Annotated in this window: 15 protein-coding genes; 8 read left to right on the top strand and 7 right to left on the bottom strand. The window is 44.6% G+C overall.

The window, feature by feature from the left end; all coding sequences use genetic code 11:
* Positions 1-43: 43 nt before the first annotated feature.
* Positions 44-3,037: an ATP-binding cassette domain-containing protein gene (locus RLN88_RS05885; RefSeq protein ID WP_350220449.1), complete on the top strand. Its 2,994-nt coding sequence runs from the start codon at positions 44-46 to the stop codon at positions 3,035-3,037.
* Here RLN88_RS05885 and lipA read toward each other — a convergent pair.
* The 7 genes from lipA to RLN88_RS05850 form a co-directional block, all read right to left on the bottom strand.
* Positions 3,034-3,915, bottom strand: coding sequence for a lipoyl synthase (gene lipA / locus RLN88_RS05880; protein WP_350220448.1), 882 nt, complete (start codon positions 3,913-3,915; stop codon positions 3,034-3,036). The genes RLN88_RS05885 and lipA overlap by 4 nt on opposite strands.
* A 53-nt stretch (positions 3,916-3,968) precedes the next feature.
* On the bottom strand, positions 3,969-4,676 hold the full coding sequence (locus RLN88_RS05875; protein WP_350220447.1) for a hypothetical protein: 708 nt from the start codon (positions 4,674-4,676) through the stop codon (positions 3,969-3,971).
* Positions 4,677-4,705: 29 nt separating this feature from the next.
* Positions 4,706-5,089 (bottom strand): bacillithiol system redox-active protein YtxJ, encoded by a 384-nt coding sequence (gene ytxJ / locus RLN88_RS05870; protein WP_350220446.1) that lies wholly within the window; start codon positions 5,087-5,089, stop codon positions 4,706-4,708.
* 9 nt (positions 5,090-5,098) lie between these two features.
* Positions 5,099-6,277: a hypothetical protein gene (locus RLN88_RS05865; protein WP_350220445.1), complete on the bottom strand. Its 1,179-nt coding sequence runs from the start codon at positions 6,275-6,277 to the stop codon at positions 5,099-5,101.
* Positions 6,278-6,343: 66 nt separating this feature from the next.
* Positions 6,344-7,894, bottom strand: a complete 1,551-nt coding sequence (locus RLN88_RS05860; RefSeq protein WP_350220444.1) for an Rne/Rng family ribonuclease — start codon at positions 7,892-7,894, stop codon at positions 6,344-6,346.
* Between the two features lie 145 nt (positions 7,895-8,039).
* Positions 8,040-8,825, bottom strand: coding sequence for a tetratricopeptide repeat protein (locus tag RLN88_RS05855; protein ID WP_350220443.1), 786 nt, complete (start codon positions 8,823-8,825; stop codon positions 8,040-8,042).
* Positions 8,822-9,112, bottom strand: coding sequence for an HU family DNA-binding protein (locus RLN88_RS05850; RefSeq protein WP_350220442.1), 291 nt, complete (start codon positions 9,110-9,112; stop codon positions 8,822-8,824). The genes RLN88_RS05855 and RLN88_RS05850 overlap by 4 nt, the downstream gene beginning before the upstream one ends.
* 50 nt (positions 9,113-9,162) lie before the next feature.
* Here RLN88_RS05850 and mutY point away from each other — a divergent pair, with 50 nt between their 5' ends.
* From mutY to RLN88_RS05815, 7 genes are all read left to right on the top strand, one after another.
* Positions 9,163-10,263, top strand: a complete 1,101-nt coding sequence (gene mutY, locus RLN88_RS05845) for an A/G-specific adenine glycosylase (RefSeq protein WP_350220441.1) — start codon at positions 9,163-9,165, stop codon at positions 10,261-10,263.
* Positions 10,264-10,276: 13 nt separating this feature from the next.
* Positions 10,277-10,711, top strand: a complete 435-nt coding sequence (locus RLN88_RS05840) for a single-stranded DNA-binding protein (protein WP_350220440.1) — start codon at positions 10,277-10,279, stop codon at positions 10,709-10,711.
* A 63-nt stretch (positions 10,712-10,774) separates the two neighbouring features.
* Positions 10,775-12,088, top strand: coding sequence for a gliding motility-associated protein GldE (gene gldE, locus RLN88_RS05835; protein WP_350220525.1), 1,314 nt, complete (start codon positions 10,775-10,777; stop codon positions 12,086-12,088).
* 17 nt (positions 12,089-12,105) lie between these two features.
* Complete coding sequence (gene gldD, locus RLN88_RS05830; protein WP_350220439.1) at positions 12,106-12,669, top strand: gliding motility lipoprotein GldD; 564 nt, start codon at positions 12,106-12,108, stop codon at positions 12,667-12,669.
* A 209-nt stretch (positions 12,670-12,878) separates the two neighbouring features.
* Complete coding sequence (locus tag RLN88_RS05825; protein ID WP_350220438.1) at positions 12,879-13,718, top strand: M57 family metalloprotease; 840 nt, start codon at positions 12,879-12,881, stop codon at positions 13,716-13,718.
* 75 nt (positions 13,719-13,793) lie between these two features.
* Entirely contained in the window at positions 13,794-15,887 is a 2,094-nt protein-coding gene (gene recG / locus RLN88_RS05820; protein WP_350220437.1) for an ATP-dependent DNA helicase RecG, read from the top strand.
* Positions 15,884-16,342: a GNAT family N-acetyltransferase gene (locus tag RLN88_RS05815; protein WP_350220436.1), complete on the top strand. Its 459-nt coding sequence runs from the start codon at positions 15,884-15,886 to the stop codon at positions 16,340-16,342. Before recG ends, RLN88_RS05815 begins: the two co-directional genes overlap by 4 nt.
* Positions 16,343-16,359 lie beyond the last annotated feature (17 nt).

Genomic DNA, 16,359 nt, shown 5'->3' with positions numbered 1-16,359 from the left:
TCTAACTTTAGCCCTAGCCTAAAACTAACCTAACACACATCACATGAGTGAAGAATTGCTGAAAGCCATCATCCGCCTATTGGTCATTGTAGCCAAAGAAGAAGGTGTAGTGGACGAAAGTGAAAAGGAAAGCGTGCGTGAGTTTCTGTATGAAAATGTGAGCAGAGACGACACCAAACACTACCTGAAAATCCTGGAAGAGTATCTACGGGAAATAGATACCGGGAAGGATGACTTCAAGCAGATAGAGGAGATCACCACAAACATCAACAATGAGTTGACCCAACAGCAAAAGTTGGTGGTGATGGTCCGATTGATGGAGCTCATCATTGCCGACGAAAAAATCACGGAACGGGAAGCCGAGCTCCTGACACTGATTGGCAAGCACTTCAAATTTGACGATGAGGTAGTGGACGCAATCAAGCACTTTGTTGTCAATAAAGATCCATATGAATACTCTGATTTGTACTCGGTGGTGGTTTCTGGTGTGGAGGAGGCTGACAGGCCCAGACAGATTTACCTTCAGGAACTTAGAGGCCACCTTGCCTTTTTCAAGCTTCCCAAAATCGAGACCTGCTTCTTCAAATATTACGGGGGGGACATTGTCAGCTTGAATGGGCTAATGGTTTCGCCCAATAAGATCAAGATCTTTTCCAATGGCAGCTCCATCAAGGGAAAACGTACAGAGCGTCTGTACTATAGTGATATAATTGGCATTTTCCGGGATGACATTTCCGAGTCTAGTGTGTCCTTCGTGGCAGAAAATATCAACTACAAATTTGCAAATGGAAACACCGGCCTGGTAAATATTAACATCTCCGAGCCTCAAGGCAAGTTGGTTGCCATCATGGGCGGAAGTGGCGCTGGAAAGTCCACCCTATTCAACGTGCTAAATGGCACAGCCAGACCCAATGAGGGTTCCGTCCGAATCAATAGCATAGACATTTACCAGAACCCAAAAGAAGTGGAAGGGATCATCGGCAATGTCCCACAGGACGACTTGCTGATTGAGGACTTGACGGTTTATCAAAACCTTTACTATGCCGCAAAGTTGTGCTTTGCTCATACAGAAAAAGACGTCATTCATAAGCTCGTCACCAAGACACTCGACTCTCTTGGCTTGACAGAAGCCAAAGACCTGAAGGTGGGAAGTCCACTACATAAAACCATTAGCGGTGGTCAGCGGAAGCGACTAAACATCGGGCTGGAGTTATTACGGGAGCCATCGGTGCTTTTCGTGGATGAGCCTACAAGTGGTCTTTCATCCAGGGATTCAGAAAATATCATGGACCTGCTGAAAGAGCTTTCCCTTAGGGGAAAAATGGTGTTTGTTGTCATTCACCAGCCTTCCTCTGAGATATTCAAGATGTTTGATAAGCTGCTGATCCTCGACACTGGCGGTCATCAGATTTACTATGGCAACCCGGTCAAAGCGGTGACCTACTTCAAGAATATCGTGGAGATGATCGACAAGGATCACAGTGCATGTATTGAATGTGGCAATGTGAACCCGGAGCAAATCTTCAACATCATTGAGATGAAAGTGGTGGATGAATACGGACGGTTCACCAACAAAAGAAAATACTCCCCGCTGCAGTGGTACGAGCAATTCCAAAGCAACATTGAAGTGGAGGAGGTAGAGGAAGTAGAAACCAAACCGGAAAAATCGCTCGACATACCGAATAAGCTGAAGCAGATAAAAATTTTCTTGCAAAGGGATGTGCTTGCCAAAATCAGCAACAAACAATACGTATTGATCAACTTGCTGGAGGCTCCCGCCCTTGCTTTGCTGCTCGCCATCATCACTAAATATGCTCCGGCAGGATCTGCATACACATTTTACAAGAATGAGAATATCCCGGTCTTCTTTTTCATGAGTATCATCGTGGCGCTATTTATGGGACTGACCGTAAGTGCAGAGGAGATTATCAAGGATCGAAAAATCCTGAAACGGGAAGCATTTCTTCACCTGAGTAAATTCAGCTATCTCTCTTCAAAAACACTAATATTATTCTGTCTGTCAGCCGTTCAGACATTGCTTTTCGTTTTAGTTGGCTCATGGATTCTGGAGATTCACGGGATGACGTTGTGGTACTGGATTATCCTGTTTTCCGTTTCCTGCTTTGCCAACATGCTCGGCTTGAATATTTCCGCAGGGTTCAACTCGGTGATTACTGTCTATATTCTGATTCCACTATTGATTATTCCACAATTGATCCTGAGCGGGGTTGTCGTAGATTTTGATAAGCTAAATACTTCTTTTGCAAATCAGAAAAAAGTACCTCTGATCGGTGAGGTCATGGCTTCAAGGTGGGCATACGAAGCATTGGCCGTTACTCAGTTTCGAGACAACCCTTCAAACAGGGAGATTTATCCTCTGGAGAAAGAGGTAGCTATAAACACGTACAAGTCTGTCTATTACACAAAGTATCTCCAGGAGCATTTGGATTATTGCTTTCAAAACAAAGACTTCAACGGACGAAAAGAAAGCCTGGATCTCATCCGCATAGAGATCGAAAAGCAGCTGACCATCTTTGGTGAGGATAAGCTGCCAGTCGTGGATCAAATCACAGAAGAAGGCTTGACCAAGGAGGTTTATAAGCAAACGGATGAGTTTTTGGCTGCCATAAGATCGGTTTACAATTCCCGCAGGAAAAAAGCCAAAGACGAGCTTGATGCGATCATTGAAAAGAAGACTGCTACTGAAGAGGCTGAAGCTAAATACATGGCCACCAAAGAGCGGTATGAGAATGAACGTGTCGATGCGATGCTGAAGAACATTCAAACGAAGAGAAGAATCGTGACTTCAGGAAATGAGCTGGTGCAGAAAATCTATCCGATCTATGCGAGGAATGAATTTCCCCAGCATGCACTTGATTTCCGAACCAATTTCTATTATCCTGAAAAGTACATTTTTGGAATCTACCTGGACACGAAGATTTTCAACCTAATCATCATCTGGCTGATGACCGTGGTGCTTTTTGTGGCCGTCTACTTTGACTGGCTTAGAAAGATTATTAGAAGCGGGAGGTTTTAAATAGACACATTCACATGTCTTTCCGCATGATAAGAAGATCGAACCAAGGGCCCTGACTCCACATATTTGAGTCCTCGTTTCAATCCTTCTTCACGGAAGTGGTCAAACTTATCAGGGTGTATAAACTCTGCAACTTCGATGTGCCTTTTAGTAGGCTGAAGGTATTGCCCCAAGGTAAGAATATGAAGGCCATGCTCCACCAGGTCATCCATAGCTTTGTAAACCTCCTCATCGGTTTCACCAAGCCCCAGCATGATCCCCGATTTGGTTCTTTTGCCGGCTTCTTTGGTAAGCTTGATTTGCTCAAGGCTTCTATGATATTTAGCCTGAGGCCGCACTCGTCGGTACAGGCCTTCTACTGTTTCCATGTTGTGGGAGACCACTTCCTGGCCTGCTTCAATCATTCGATACAAAGCGTCCCAGTTTCCCTTCACATCCGGTATCAGCGTTTCTATGGTTGTGTCCGGTGATAATTTTTTCGTTTCCACCACCGTCTGGTACCAGATCTCTGCACCCCTGTCTTTCAGCTCATCCCTGTTTACAGAAGTCAGAACTGCGTGCTTCACGCCCATTAGTTTGATTGCCTCTGCCACTCGCTTTGGTTCTTCCTCGTCATACTCAGGCGGGCGACCAGTAGCCACCGCGCAAAAGGTGCAGCTTCTCGTGCATACATTACCCAGGATCATAAACGTAGCGGTACCTTCCCCCCAGCACTCACCCATATTTGGGCAGTTTCCACTTTCACAAATGGTGTGAAGTTTATGCTGATCTACCAGTCTTCTTACCTTGGCATAGTTTTCACCCACAGGAAGTTTCACTCTCAGCCAATTTGGTTTCTTTTTTCTCTCCGGATTTTCGACTACTGGTAAATCAATCATACGCTACAGTTCAGATGTAAAATGCAAATCTAATCAGGACGGATAGATTACCCTTACTTGCGAGTGCCCCAAAATAGTGTGAAGAAAACAGAAGTAAAGACGGATTTGTTCGGCTGTGTGGGGACTAGCTCTATTTCCTTGCTAAATGCCTCTGCCATCACTCCCACTTCTATACCAGCTACATTGCTTCTGTAGGTTCCAAATTCAAAAAATATTGATCCTTTGGTATGAAATCCCATCGCCAGATCCGAATCTCCCAGGCCCTGAAATAATTTTCCCGGCCCGGCAATAGACTGTGGAGATCCAAACCGACCGAATGTAAAGGGCGCATATTGTTGGTCTGTGCCCAAAACATAATAGGGCGTGACCAACCCAAAAGTAGGCCCCCCCGCAGCAGCTACGCTTATCTGTACACCCTGCTGATTGGCCTTTTTAAACATCAGTCGCTCCAATCCATAATTGGTTCGGATAGCATATAGATAATTGGACTTGCCATAAATGAAGCCTGCCCCCTGAATACCAAAGTATCTTGCCTCGCTGGGATGCTTCACATTGGAAAGCTCCAGACCGAAAGTGTGATAAACCTGATCGGATTTTTTTCGGCTATGGCGAACCATCAAACCACCGATCAAACCACCGTTGGTGTTTTTATTGATCCCCCATATCCACTCGGAGGTGTACTCAAACTCCTCTCCCTCAAATAGCTGCGCACTACCAATCAAAGGAAAGACGAATAATAAGAGTATACTGAGCTTTTTCATGGACACTTGTCTATAACAAAAATAGTGCGCTATTCCCTAAATTTTTCAGCTTCAGAATTAAGTTCATCATAGCTGATGCCCATGTGCGAGGCATCATACTTTGCCTTGCCACCCCTTATGAGAATAGCTTGCGGGGATTCATGCTTCACCCCGTATCGCTCTGCTACCAAGTTAGAGACATCTCTATGGGCAATCAAATCAAGAAAGTATGGCTCAAAGGCCAGGTCACCTATGTCCGAACGCTCAAACCGATTCAGTGTCATGGCACTGATGGAGCATCGAGTACTGTGCTTAAATATGACAACCGGTTTTTCCTTGGACGCTGAATCCAATTCGTTTAGCTGCTCGGCGGAAATGAGTTCCTTCCAGGGAAAGGAGATGGCGTCCTTCTTTGAAAATAAGTTTGATAACATGTGGTTCAATTAATTATTCCAGATCACCCGTTCTTTCTTGTCGAACTTGGGCTCCTTTACTGGCTCATTAACACCTTTTGAGTTCTGACTGTTCCCGTTTAACCGTGTCCAGAAAATATTCCATTTTCTAAACATCTTCCGGATCTTCGGATTGCTAAACTTCATCGCCATGTGATAGTTGCTGCTTGGGTGCTGGTCACCGATTTTTCTGTGCTGCACGTTCATATCCCCTTCCCACATGGAGGACTCCTGATAGTATTTAGCATCACTCCATTCTTTGCCATTCCCGAAAAACCCAATCTTAGTCCCTGAATAGCGAGGACTTATTTTAAAATCAACTCCTCTGAAAGGAGAGCCGGACGAATACCTTGGCTTTATGTTGTAATCCTTACCTCTGAATGGCATGCCTTGGGAGTAGCGGGGAGTAATCTTATAATCCTTACCCCTGAAAGGCATGCCCTGAGAATAGCGAACATTGATTTTGAAATCCCTGCCCCTGAAGGGGTTGGGCGCAGAGTACCTTGGACTCACCTTATAGTCCCTGCCACGGAATGGTGAGCCTGAAGAATATCTGACGTTTACCTTATAATCCTGCCCCCGGAATGGATTGCCCCTGGAATACCTTGGAGTCACTTTATAATCCCTGCCTCTAAACGGAGAGCCCGCCGAATACCTTGGGGTCACTTTGTAGTCTCTGCCACGGAATGGTGAGCCGGAGGAGTACCTAATGTTCGTTTTGTAATCACTTCCTCTGAACGGATTGCCCCCGGAATACCTTGGCGATGATTTGAACTTACTCCCCCTGAATGGATTACCAAAAGAATATCTGGGAGTCACTTTATAATCCCTGCCTCGAAATGGCGAGCCGGAAGAATAGCGGGGAGAGGTCCGGTAGGATTTCTGCCGATCCCTGGAGGAAGAATAGCGCGGGGAAGTGGATCCGGAAAGTTTGAAAGGAGAAGATGCACTGGAGTACCGGGGTGAGGTTCGGGAATCCGAGCTTGGAATCCCGTCACTATTTTTGGCCTGGCTCTTACTCCTGAAAAAAAGAAAGCCCTTCCGCTCTACTTTTTTTGTTTTCAGCCTCCGATCAGTGTCTTCAAGCAATTGAGCATCGGCAGTATAAACTGCCGAGCCAATTATAAATGCTATGATCAGAAAGCGTTTCATCCAGTGCTTATCACCCAAAGGTTGCCAATTTAGGTGATAATCTCAACGATTCTACTGATTCGATTCGTATTCAACCGAATTGGGCTAAATCTGAATAGGCTCTCCCTGTGCGTTGAGTACTTCAAATTCAGTAAGGGCCTTTGAGCTATCCTCCACCATATTGACCCAACGAAAATATTTGAAAAACCATTTGACCCTTCTGGAAAAAAGCCCAGCAGTGAAGTAGGTATACAAATAAGGATGCAATGCCACCGTGATCTTCTTCTCATTCTGAGACTCAAAGAAATACTTAATGGTGTTTTCTACCTGATCTGCCACCTGAATCGATGCGGAGATTTTGCCGGTACCACTACACGTCGGGCACACTTCCTTGGTTGCAATTGCTAGCTCTGGTCGCACTCGCTGACGAGTAATCTCCATCAAACCAAACTTGGAAAGAGGGAGGATCGTGTGCTTGGAGCGATCATCTTTCATAGCATCCTTCATGCGAGCATAGATTTTTTTCTTGTTCTCTATTTTTCGCATATCGATGAAGTCTACCACGATGATTCCCCCCATATCCCTTAGACGTAGCTGTCTGGCTATTTCATCAGCAGCATCCAGGTTTACTTTCAGGGCAGTGTCTTCCTGATTATCCTCTTTGTTGGATTTATTGCCGCTATTCACATCGATGACATGAAGTGCCTCCGTATGATCGATGATCAGATAGCCTCCGTTAAGCATGCTCACGGACTGACCAAATGACATCTTCATCTGCTTCTCCACACCCGTTGCTTCAAAGATTTTGGCCTTCCCGGTATATTGTTTTAGGATTTTTTCCTTATCTGGCGCAATTCCCTTCACAAAGGTTTTGATCTCCTGATAAAGGTCCTTGTCATCTACCTGGATGCTGTCAAAGCTTTCATTTAGCACATCGCGCAGGATAGAATTGGCGCGATTCATTTCACCAATTATTTTGTCTTTTGGTTTCGCTGCTCGTAAGGCCTTCATGCCCTTATCCCAGCGATCCACAAGGTTTCGAAGGTCTGTGTCAAGCTCTTTTACATCCTTGCCGGTTGCTACGGTACGGATGATCACACCAAACCCTTCGGGCTTGATGGAGCTTATAAGCCTTTGAAGACGCTTCCTTTCGTTAGCATCTGTAATTTTTTTTGATACGTTTACCGTGTTAGAAAACGGCACCATCACCAGGTATCTACCTGCCAATGACAACTCGCAAGAAAGTCGTGGGCCTTTTGTAGAAATCGGCTCCTTTACTACCTGCACCAGAATCTTCTGTCCTTTGGTAAGAACCTGGCTCATTTTTCCAAGCTTATTAATGTCTGGTTCTGTTTTGAACCCAGCCAGCTTAGTGCTATTCAGCTTTTTGGCCAGCGTTAGCTTGGTAAACTTATTTAGTGACTGAACCTGTGGGCCCAAATCAAGGTAGTGCAAAAAGGCATCCTTCTCATACCCAAGATCAATGAAAGCGGCGTTCAATCCCTGAACTACTTTCTTTACCGATCCAAGATAAATATCACCGACATTGAAGGTTTCTCCTCCTCCGTCCTGGTGAAATTCTACCAGCCTTTTGTCTTTAAGTAAAGCAATACGACATCCTTCGCGAGTTGAGTTAATGATTAGTTCATTACTCATAGCGATTGATTATTGATGCCGATTACTTCTTCTTGTGTCTGTTTTTTCTAAGTCTCTTCTTTCTCTTGTGAGTAGAGATCTTATGTCTCTTTCTTTTTTTACCGCAAGGCATAATTTCTAAATTTTTAAAAGTTTTTAAAATGTTTTATAGCCCGCTCAGATAATCATTCGCCATGATTTTGATGGCTGGAATAGAATCCTGAGTTGCTAAAATTTCCTCCAAAAGCAGGCGTGCCTGCGATTGTTGATTTATTTCCATCAATGAAACAGCGAGGTAAAGCTTTGCTTCGTGATCGCTTGCATTCATTGATACCAAATTTTCAAAACGCTCCTTGGCTCTTTCAAACTGGCCGCTCTGGATGGCCAGGAGTCCAAGGTTTAAGATTGCCTGTCTGTTCGTTTCATCTGCTTCCAGAATTTCCCTCAATAGGGTGATTCCCGCCATCGGGTTTTCTGAAACGACCATGGTCATGGCCAATCTGTTTTTCACTACTAAATTGATTGGATCTTTATCCAACATCTGCTGCAAAACCTCCCTGGCTTTTGCTGCGTATTCCTTTGCTTGCTCTGGTCCAGGGGACCTTTCGAAAGCGGTAAAGTAAATGTCAGCAACCAATTCGGAGGGGCTCGAAACCCAAAGCTCCATGGCCTCTGCATAGCTCGCTGCACTATCCACCACCCCATAATCAAGGTAGTGCCTCGCCAAAGAGTGCGCAAAGTTAGCCTTTTTATCAATATTTTCTTCCTCCCGAATCAATCTTCTCAACTCATTGATCTGATTTTCAACTTCTTGAGGAATCTCCATCGAATGGCTTTCTGTCTCCACTACTTCCTGTACCTGCTCATTTTCTACCACACTTCGTGGCAACTGGAACAAGACCACCACCAATGCAACCGCTGCTAAAACAAGGATTAGCTGAGATCTGGTCACTTGATTTTGGAAGATTTTTTGATTTTTTCCACAAATATTTTTGATGGCTTAAATGACGGAATGTAGTGCTCATCAATGACGATCGCGGTGTTTTTAGAAATATTCCGGGCTATCTTTTTCGCTCGCTTCTTATTCACAAAACTTCCAAATCCTCTCACATATACATTCTCTCCATTGGCCATGTTGTTTTTCACAACAGAGAAAAACGCTTCCACTGAAGCCTGCACATCTGCTTTGTCTATTCCGGTCTTATCGGATATTTCGTTTATCACATCGGCTTTTGTCACAACTGTCTGGTTTTTAGGTGGGTATTAAAATTGGGTGGCCAAAATTAAATTTGCACCTTCACATAAAAAAAGGATTTCTAAATTATTCAGTCATCAAAGAGAAAACATTTTCCAAAAGGCTAATTAATTGGTATACAGAGAGAAAGAGAGATCTTCCCTGGCGAAAAACGAAAGACCCGTACCCCGTCTGGCTTTCCGAAATCATCCTCCAACAAACACGGGTGGATCAAGGGTTGCCTTATTGGAAACGTTTCATGGAGTCCTTTCCAACTATTCAGGATTTGGCCGAAGCGCCGGAGGAGAAAGTGCTAAGGCTATGGCAGGGTCTGGGCTACTATTCCAGGGCCAGAAACCTGCACGCCGCAGGAAAACATATAGTCTATGATTTGGGAGGTGTATTCCCACCCACCTATTCTGAAATACTAAAGCTAAGAGGCGTAGGTCCGTATACTGCTGCTGCAATTGCCTCTATCTGTTTTGATGAGCCAATGCCTGTGGTGGATGGCAATGTGTTCCGGTTTGCCTCGAGATATTTTGGAATCACCGATGATATTTCTAAAGGATCTTCCCGCAAAGTCTTTGAGTCTATTCTTAAGAATGAGATTTCCTCCAAACATCCGGGTACTTTTAATCAGGCCATGATGGAGTTTGGAGCAACTGTCTGCAGTCCATCACCAAGCTGTAATGACTGCTTGTTTCAACTTGATTGCTATGCCTACAATAAAAAGGAACAAAAGAACCTCCCTGTAAAAACAGGCAAGACCAGGGTAAGAGATCGGCACTTCAACTACATCGTTTTTAAAACTGGTGAAAGGTTTTTGCTCAAGGAGCGAACGGAGAAAGATGTCTGGAGTGGTCTGTTCGACTTCTTCCTGATTGAGGAGCAGTCGAATGAGGAGTCAGTATTAAATGGCTTAAAGAGTGAGCTTGGGTTGGGCAAATTTGCTGTTGGGCAAATTACTGAACCAATGATCCATATTCTCAGTCATCAGAAAATTCACGCCCGCTTTTATGAAATTAAAATGGAGGCCCATGACTCTGAAAGGGTGATCCAAAACAGCACTTTGAGATCGTTTTCAATAGAGGAAGTGCTAAATTTGCCAAAACCTAAACTAATCGTAAATTACCTGCAACGAATAGGTATCACTTAAAATCATTAAGAATATGTCCGGAGTAAATAAAGTAATCCTTGTAGGCCGCCTTGGTAAAGACCCTGAAGTTCGTCACCTGGAAAATGGTGCAACGGTCGCCAACTTTTCTATAGCCACATCTGAAACTTATAAAGACCGACAGACCGGTGAAAAAAGAGAACAAACCGAATGGCACAACGTAGTGCTATGGAGGGGTCTTGCAGAAGTAGCTGAAAAATATGTGAAAAAAGGGGATATGATTTACGTGGAAGGAAAGCTTCGCACCCGATCATGGGAGAAAGATGGAGTAACCCGATATACGACAGAAGTAGTGGGGGATAACATGACCATGCTTGGAGGCAGTGGAGGGGGATCATCCCAGGGAGACTATTCACAAAGTGAGCCAATGCATGACAGTAGCCCATCTCAGGATTCTGCAAGCGACGCAACTGACGACCTCCCATTTTAACCAAACTAACATTTCTTGGAAACATCACAGGACGATCCATTCCCCTCGGTTTTACTTAGTATAATGGCAGACATGCCGGTTTCATTCTTTTTGGTACATGGACTGGTCATTTTGGTTTTGCTGGCATTGTCTGGTCTGGTGTCAGGATCGGAAGTTGCTTTCTTTTCCTTTAGCCACAATCAGATAAAGGAATTCAATGTATCTACTGATGTAAAGGAGAAGCGAATAAGCCGGTTGCTTCACCATCCCAAGCGGCTGCTGGCTACCATCCTTATCCTGAACAACCTTGTAAATATTTTCATAGTCACGATCTCCACATTTGCCACCTGGCAGATTGTTGGGGATCAGGGAAAGCAGGGGCTGACCATCGTTATATTAACAACGGCCATTACCGTACTGATAATTTTCTTTGGAGAAATCATCCCAAAAGTCTATGCCAATCACAATGGAAAAGCATTTGCCAAACTAACCTCAGGTTTGCTGCTGGTGTCCTACAAATTTTTCAAACCCATCTCGTGGTTTATGATGGCGGTGACCGGACTGATAGAGCGGAGGATGACAAAAAAGGGGTACAACCTCTCGGTAGAAGAAATCAATCAGGCGCTGGAAATATCGGTAGAAAAGGAAGGAGTCTCCGAAGAAGAAAAAGGCATCCTAAAGGGCATTGTGAATTTTGGCACACTCTCGGTAAAGCAGGTGATGAAGTCCAGAATGGACATTACGGCCATCGATACGGAGACCGACTTTCACGAGCTGATGAATCAGATCAATAAAACAGGATATTCCCGAATCCCGATTTTTACGGAAACTGTGGACAAAATTGATGGAATCCTCTACATCAAAGATTTGCTTCCGCACATTGACAAGGAAGAAGACTTCCGCTGGCAGGAACTTTTGCGCCCAGCTTTTTTCGTGCCTGAGAGCAAAAAGATCGATGACCTTTTTAAGGACTTTCAGGAAAAGCAGGTACACATCGCAGTGGTGATTGATGAGTACGGAGGCACCTCGGGGCTGATCACAATGGAAGATGTCATCGAAGAAATTGTCGGAGAGATCAATGATGAGTTTGATGATGATGATGACATTGCCTACAACAAACTGGATAACCAAACTTTCATCTTTGAGGGAAAAACCTCTCTCAATGATTTTTGCAAGATCACGAACTCCGATATTTCGCTCTTTGATTCGGTAAAGGGTGAGAGCGAATCACTTGGCGGATTGCTTTTGGAAATGAACACCAAGCTCCCAAGTGCGGGGGAAAAGATCCGATTTGAGCACTTTGTTTTTACCGTGGTGGCCGTAGACCAAAAAAGAATCAAACGCCTGAGGGTGTATATCAACTCTGACAAGAGTAACGTTGCAGGGTTTGAGGATTAACTTCAGCTTTGCACCCTATGAAATACGCACTCATCTCCTTCGCTTTTTTATTCATCGCTTGTGGTGGTGATTACCTTCCTAAACCAAAAGGATATAACCGAATTGATTTGCCGGAAGCTTCTTATCAGCCTTTGCCAGATACCCTTCCTTATTTCTTCGAATACTCCAGGCACGCAAAGCTTCTTCGGGATTCGAGCTGGATTACCGAACGATATTGGATCAACATCTACTACCCGGAAATGGAGGCCGCCATCCAAATCACTTATAAGCCCGTCACCGATTCCATCATCAGAGAATACCTGAGTGATTCCTATAAGCTCACCTCCCAACACAACGTAAAAGCCTATGCTATTGAAGAGAGCATCATCGAATTGCCAAACGGACTTTTTGCTTCTTTTACAGAACTTCAGGGTGAGGTCCCAACTCAGGCTCAGTTCCATGTTTCCGACAGCACCGATCATTTCTTAAGGGGGGCTTTATACTTCCGTACAGCCACTAAAAACGATTCACTAGCCCCTGTCATTTCCTACCTAAAAAAGGACATACTGCACCTGCTCACAAGTTTGGAGTGGAGAGAGTAATTCCAAACAATATTTCGTCATCTAATACGAATTAAATCAGAATATTATTCTTTATAACTTTCAATTTTTGGCGTTTTCTTCTGGATTATAAATAAATACATCAAAATTCGAGACATATAATCGAATTTGCATACATGTTATTTTATCTATGATTAATTGCATTATATTGCGCGGTGAGAAAAAAACACCCCGCTTTAAAACCTAATATTATGAGGAGAATTAATAACCTATTGTCACTTGCTTTGATTGTAAGTGTAACCATGTTTTCTTGCTCTGATCAGCAAGAACCAATTGCAGATGACCTGTCTGTACCAAGCGATGTAGTAGCACAAATTGCCGCACTGGGATTTGACGTTGACAACTTCGTGCCGACAAGATTCGAAAGTGGCTATTTGGTAGAAGGAGATATCTACCTGACAGACCAATCCATTGCTGAGATGGGTAAAGGAAACCCGATTGCCGCTGTTGAGCAATACAGCACTGACAATCTTGTATCTACCAATGGAAACAGGGTAATTTCTATTTACGCCCCTGTGGGAGGCAGAAATGGATACAGTGCTGGTATGATCGCTGGTCTTGACCTTGCTATCGCGCGATACAACGCTGAGAATCTTGAGATTTCATTCCAACGAGTTACTTCTTCCGGAGGAGCTGACATTTCCATGACACGCCTAAGCAAAAGAGACGAACGAAGAGGGGTATTGGGATCCGCAGGATTCCCAACTTCATCTGGTGATCCTTATGGCAACATCAAAATGAGTGGAGTGCTTGAGTCTTCTTATGGATTAAGTACTGCTGGAATTGCAACTATTATTGCTCATGAAATGGGTCACTGTATCGGTTTCCGACATACTGACTACTTCAACAGAAGCATCTCTTGTGGAGGCAGTGCATCCAATGAAGGCAGTTCAGGAGTTGGTGCAAACCACATCCCTGGCACACCTACTGGTGCAACTGCTTCGGCAAAATCCTGGATGCTGGCTTGCACAGATGGAGGTGACCGTCCGTTCAACAACGATGACAAAACAGCTTTAGATTATTTATACTAAAAACATAACCTGCGGAGTGTTGAGAAGGGAGCCTAGATAGCTCCCTTTTTTGTTGCATGCATGTATCTTAGCTTCATGCATCAATTCTTTGATCGATCCATCGAATACCTGAAAGGAGTAGGCCCACAGCGTGCCGAAACCCTCAACAAAGAATTGCAGATTTTCACCTTCGGAGACCTGCTTCAGCACTACCCCTTTCGACATGAAGACCGAAGCAAATTTTATAAGATCAAAGAACTACAGCCTGAGCTCCCTTACGTGCAGTTAATTGGCGAGTTCAAGGCATTCAAAACCATTGGAATTGGAAGAAAAGCCAGACTGGTCGGCACCTTCGCCGATGAGACAGGAACCATCGAAATGGTTTGGTTCAAAGGTATTCAGTGGGTGCAAAGGAGCCTCACCATCGGGGTAAAATATGTAGCCTTCGGCAAGGCCACATTATTCAATGGAAAATTCAATATTGCCCACCCTGAAATAGAAATTCAGACGGAGAAAAACACAAAAGGGGGCTATCTCCAACCAGTTTACAACACTACCGAAAAAATGAAGAAGAAGGGGCTGGACAGCAAGTTCTTCTCAAAAGCTATGAAAGTGCTGCTTGTGGAAGCGGTCAATCATATTCCCGAAACACTTCCTCAAAACCTCCTCGATCAGTTCAAACTCGTAGACAAGAAATCCGCGATAGTTTCGATGCACTTTCCACGCAATGCCCAACAACTTTCGATTGCCCAAAACCGAATGAAGTTTGAAGAGCTATTCTTTGTCCAGCTCAGACTGATCAAACTAAAAATCGCCCGAACCGAAAAATACCGGGGATCCATCATCAACAAGAGCGACCTCCTCAATCAATTTTACGAGAGGCACATTCCCTTCGAACTGACCCGTGCGCAAAAACGGGTGGTCAAAGAGGTCTACGCCGACTTCCGCTCCGGCCAGCAGATGAACCGATTGGTACAAGGAGACGTGGGGAGTGGTAAAACCATGGTGGCATTTCTTTCCATACTCATCGCAATTGGTTCAGGGTTTCAGTGTGCATTCATGGCGCCTACAGAAATTTTGGCTGAGCAGCATTTCAAAGGATTGCAGGAATGGACCAAACCATTGGGCATTCACATGGCCCGGCTGACAGGCTCAACCCCGACCTCTGAACGAAAGCTGATTCATGAGGGGCTCATGTCCGGTGTGATCACCATTCTTGTCGGGACGCATGCCTTGCTGGAGGATAAGGTAAAATTTGAAAATCTGGGTTTAGCAGTGATTGATGAGCAGCATCGGTTTGGTGTAGCACAGCGCGCTAAGCTTTGGACCAAGACCAAAGAAACCTACCCACACGTGCTGGTGATGACTGCCACGCCTATTCCGAGAACGCTGGCCATGACGCTCTATGGCGATCTGGACATTTCGGTGATTGATGAGCTGCCAGCCGGAAGGAAACCAATCAAAACCATGCACTACCGCGACAATAAGCGTCTGGAGATGTTTGGGTTTGTGGAAAAGGAAATCGAAAAAGGTCGTCAGGCTTACATCGTTTACCCGCTCATTGAAGAATCCGCTACCCTCGACTACAAAGACCTGATGGACGGGTATGAGAGCATTAAGCGGCGATATCCCAACTATCAAATTTCCATCGTTCATGGCCGGATGAAAGCCGAAGATAAAGAGTGGGAGATGCAGCGTTTTGTGAAGGGTGAGACAAAGATCATGGTAGCCACAACAGTAATCGAGGTGGGAGTAAACGTGCCAAACGCCACGATTATGGTAATAGAAAATGCAGAGCGATTCGGTCTTTCCCAACTACACCAGCTGAGGGGACGTGTAGGTCGGGGTGCCGATCAGAGCTTTTGCGTACTGATGACAGGGCTGAAACTGAGCACCGAGGCACGCACCCGCCTGAAAACGATGGTAGACACAACAGACGGTTTCAAAATCGCCGAAGTGGACCTGGCACTCAGAGGGCCGGGAGATCTGATGGGCACCCGGCAAAGTGGCGCGCTGGATCTGTTAGTTTCGGATTTAGTAAAAGATGGGGAGATTTTGAAAACTGCTAGAATTGCTGCTCAGGATATTTTGAAAAAAGACCCTAAGCTCGAGTTGCCTGATCATCGAATGATCAAAACACACATTGATTCATTTAGCAAGAATGCCGTGAACTGGGGAAGGATTTCATGAAAATCACAATCAAGTCGATTACCCAAAATGAAGAAGCTCCAATTGAACTTCTCCTCCTGGCAGACCCCTCAGAAAAGGTGATCAATCGATACCTTCACAAATCCAAAATATTTCTGGTCAAAGACAAAGATGAGGTGCTTGGAGTTCTGGCACTGAAGCTTGAAGATGATGAGGCAGAAATTATGAATGTCGCCGTTGATGAGAAATATCAGGGAAGAGGGATTGGATCGATGCTTATCAATCATGCCATTCAGTTCTCGAAGAATTCAAAAGTCCGTAAGCTTTTGATCGGCACAGCGGATACAAGCGAGAATCAATTGAGGCTTTATCAGAAATTGGGTTTTACAACAGCCGGTCGAATTACAAATTTCTTCATCGACAATTATGATGAGCCGATTTATGAAAATGGAAAACAGGCCGGAGATATGATCCGTCTGGAAATGTCATTAACTTGAAAACAGAAAACCCTGAA

Source organism: Ekhidna sp. (assembly GCF_040223195.1).
Taxonomy (GTDB): Bacteria; Bacteroidota; Bacteroidia; order Cytophagales; family Cyclobacteriaceae; genus Ekhidna.
This window is presented reverse-complemented; position numbering and strand designations above follow the sequence as displayed.

What these genes read in the sequence shown, in the direction of transcription:
- RLN88_RS05885 (WP_350220449.1), top strand. Translation starts at nt 44, where the DNA reads ATGAGTGAAGAATTGCTGAAAGCCATCATCCGCCTATTGGTCATTGTA.
- gldE (WP_350220525.1), top strand. Translation starts at nt 10,775, where the DNA reads ATGGCAGACATGCCGGTTTCATTCTTTTTGGTACATGGACTGGTCATT.
- RLN88_RS05860 (WP_350220444.1), bottom strand. Translation starts at nt 7,894, where the DNA reads ATGAGTAATGAACTAATCATTAACTCAACTCGCGAAGGATGTCGTATT.
- RLN88_RS05875 (WP_350220447.1), bottom strand. Translation starts at nt 4,676, where the DNA reads ATGAAAAAGCTCAGTATACTCTTATTATTCGTCTTTCCTTTGATTGGT.
- RLN88_RS05840 (WP_350220440.1), top strand. Translation starts at nt 10,277, where the DNA reads ATGTCCGGAGTAAATAAAGTAATCCTTGTAGGCCGCCTTGGTAAAGAC.
- gldD (WP_350220439.1), top strand. Translation starts at nt 12,106, where the DNA reads ATGAAATACGCACTCATCTCCTTCGCTTTTTTATTCATCGCTTGTGGT.
- RLN88_RS05815 (WP_350220436.1), top strand. Translation starts at nt 15,884, where the DNA reads ATGAAAATCACAATCAAGTCGATTACCCAAAATGAAGAAGCTCCAATT.
- ytxJ (WP_350220446.1), bottom strand. Translation starts at nt 5,089, where the DNA reads ATGTTATCAAACTTATTTTCAAAGAAGGACGCCATCTCCTTTCCCTGG.
- RLN88_RS05825 (WP_350220438.1), top strand. Translation starts at nt 12,879, where the DNA reads ATGAGGAGAATTAATAACCTATTGTCACTTGCTTTGATTGTAAGTGTA.
- recG (WP_350220437.1), top strand. Translation starts at nt 13,794, where the DNA reads ATGCATCAATTCTTTGATCGATCCATCGAATACCTGAAAGGAGTAGGC.
- lipA (WP_350220448.1), bottom strand. Translation starts at nt 3,915, where the DNA reads ATGATTGATTTACCAGTAGTCGAAAATCCGGAGAGAAAAAAGAAACCA.